Origin of the sequence: Streptomyces sp. YS-3, from assembly GCF_045257485.1 — a bacterium.
Taxonomy (GTDB): domain Bacteria; phylum Actinomycetota; class Actinomycetes; order Streptomycetales; family Streptomycetaceae; genus Streptomyces.
Genome location: NZ_JBJHPC010000818.1, coordinates 1 through 2,426 on the forward strand (window position 1 = coordinate 1; position 2,426 = coordinate 2,426).

Annotated in this window: 3 protein-coding genes; all 3 read left to right on the forward strand. The window is 74.1% G+C overall.

Annotated elements, in window-relative coordinates:
* Positions 1-106 precede the first annotated feature (106 nt).
* A complete protein-coding gene (locus tag ACJA3G_RS35155; protein WP_406557086.1) occupies positions 107-1,501 on the forward strand; it encodes a hypothetical protein in 1,395 nt (464 codons plus the stop codon).
* 88 nt (positions 1,502-1,589) lie between these two features.
* Positions 1,590-2,150, forward strand: a complete 561-nt coding sequence (locus ACJA3G_RS35160) for a DUF4383 domain-containing protein (RefSeq protein WP_406557087.1) — start codon at positions 1,590-1,592, stop codon at positions 2,148-2,150.
* Positions 2,151-2,222: 72 nt separating this feature from the next.
* Positions 2,223-2,426: zinc ribbon domain-containing protein (locus tag ACJA3G_RS35165; protein WP_406557088.1), on the forward strand; the 204-nt coding region annotated here is incomplete at its 3' end.

Genomic DNA, 2,426 nt, shown 5'->3' on the forward strand with positions numbered 1-2,426 from the left:
CCGTGGTGCGGGGCGGCCCGGGACGGTGCGAACTAATCGGCCGGTGTGTTCGTCCTTACCTGGTGGGAGAATGAACCGGCAGGCGGACACGGCACGGGAGAGGGATGTGACGGCGACACACGCGCGGCCGTACAGCAGAGCGGGTGCCATCGTCCCCGGTGCCGGAGCCGGAGCCCGGCGGGCCCTCGCGGACACGCTCGCGCTCGTCGCGCTGCCGCTGGTGCTCGGGGCCGCGCTGCTGCCCGGGGCCTTCGCCGGCGGCGGGACGCGCCGGTGGTTCGGCGGGCGCGGCGAGAGCGTGCGGGCCGACGCGCAGGCGGCCAAGGACGCGGCGGCGGCGGCCTTCTACGAGCTGGACACCGCCCAGCGCGACCTGCGGATCTCCATCGAGACCATCACCGCCGTGGACAGCTCGCCGCGCGCCCGCAAGGCCGTGGACGACTTCGCGGCGCTCGGCCGGCGGATCGACGAGGTCAGCAACGACTACATCACCGCCGTCGACGCGCACGACCTGGACCGCGACGACCTGGACGCCTCGGTGGCCGCCCGGGCCCGGGGCGAGCTGACCAGGGCCAAGGACGACCTCGTACGGGTCAAGGGCGAGCTCGACCGGTTCGAGCAGAGCCTGGGGCCGCTGCTCTCCACCGCCGAGACGCAGCTGGCGCGTCTCGCCCCGGCCGTGGAGCGGGCGCGACAGGCGCTCCTGGCCGCGAGCACCGCTCTCGATTCGGTGCGGGCGTCCGGGCTGAGAGCGGACGATCTCGCCGCCCGCCTCGCCGCGCTCGGCCCCGAGCTGACCCGGCTCAACCAGGGCGCCGGGCAGCACGGCGTGCCCGAGACCCTGGAGCGGGCCGACCGGGTGCTGCGGGAGGCCGAGGGCGTGCGCGCCGAGGCCGAGCGGCTGCCCGAGCGGGCCGCCGAGATCGACCGCCGGCTGGTCTCGCTGCGGACGCGCGCGCAGGCGCTGACCACCCGGGCCGGGACCGTCGACCCGGTCCTGAGCGAGCTGCGGCGCCGGTTCACGGCGGCCTGCTGGCAGGACCTCCAGCAGGTCCCCGACCAGGCGCTGGTGAACGTCCGGCAGGCCGAGGAGAAGCTCAAGGAGGCCGCCGCCGCGCGCGCCGAGCAGCGCTGGGCCGACGCCACCTCCCGGCTCGCCACGGTCAGGGCGCTCCTGAACACCACCGACGAGGCGGTCTCGGCCGCCGGGGACCGGCTGCGGCGGCTCGACGCGGTGGCGAAGGACCCGCAGCAGGAGATCGAGCGGACCCGGTTCGCGATCCGGGACGCCCAGCGCCTGGCGATGTCCGGCCGCTCCACCCCGGACCCGCACCACGCCGGCCCGCTGGACGAGGCCGTGGCCCGCCTGGAGCGGGCGGTCGCCTCGCTGGAGGGCCGCCACCCCGACTACTGGCACTTCCTGACCGAGACCGAGGAGGTCCGCCGGACGGCCGCGCGCGTGGTGGCCCTGATCCGTGAGGAGCGGGGGCACGGGGCCTGAGCGCCGTCACGGCGTGTCACCGGAGGAGTTGTCGCCCCCGCGTCACGGGCGGATCCTTGGAGATACGGACGAGACGAGGAGGCCGCCCATGGCCACCCAGCCGATTCACCATCTGCGCCACCCCCGGCGCGCCCCCCATGTGTCCCTCGACGAGCATCTGCCGGTCGACCACCGGCTGAGCCGGGTCTACCGGTTCGGCGCCGGGATCATGGGGCTGTTCCTGCTCGTCTTCGGCATCCTGGGGCTCACCCACAACATCGGATTCTTCGACACCGGCGGCAACGAGGTCGCGGGGCTGAGCACCAACGGCACGCTGAGCGTGATCTCGATCGTCGTGGGAGCGCTGCTCCTGTACGGCATGGTCAAGGGCGGCAACTTCGCCTCCTGGATGAACATGTCGCTCGGGGTGCTCTTCCTGATCAGCGGGTTCGTGAACCTGGCCCTGCTCGACCGGGGCTCGGCGAACTTCCTCGCCTTCAGGATGCAGAACGTGATCTTCAGCTTCCTGGTGGGTCTGGCGCTGATGGTCTTCGGGATGTACGGCCGGGTCGGCAGCAGCCTCCCGCACGACAACCCGTACTGGAAGGCGCGGCGCGAGACGGAGGCGCGGTTGCGGCAGGGGTCCGTGCGGGAGCGGCCCATCCGCTGAGCCGGCGGGGCGCCGAGCCGGCGGGCCGCCGGACGGCTCCCCTCGCCGCCCCCGGCCCGTTAGCCTGGGGCCATGCCTCGCTATGACTACCGCTGCCGCTCCTGCGGCGACACGTTCGAACTCAGCCGTCCGATGGCCGAGTCCGCCGCGCCCGCGACCTGCCCGGCCGGGCACGAGGACACCGTGAAGCTGCTGTCCACGGTGTCGGTGGGCGGCATGTCCAAGAACGCTCCGATGCCCGCGCCCTCGGGCGGCGGGGGCATCGGAGCGTTCTTG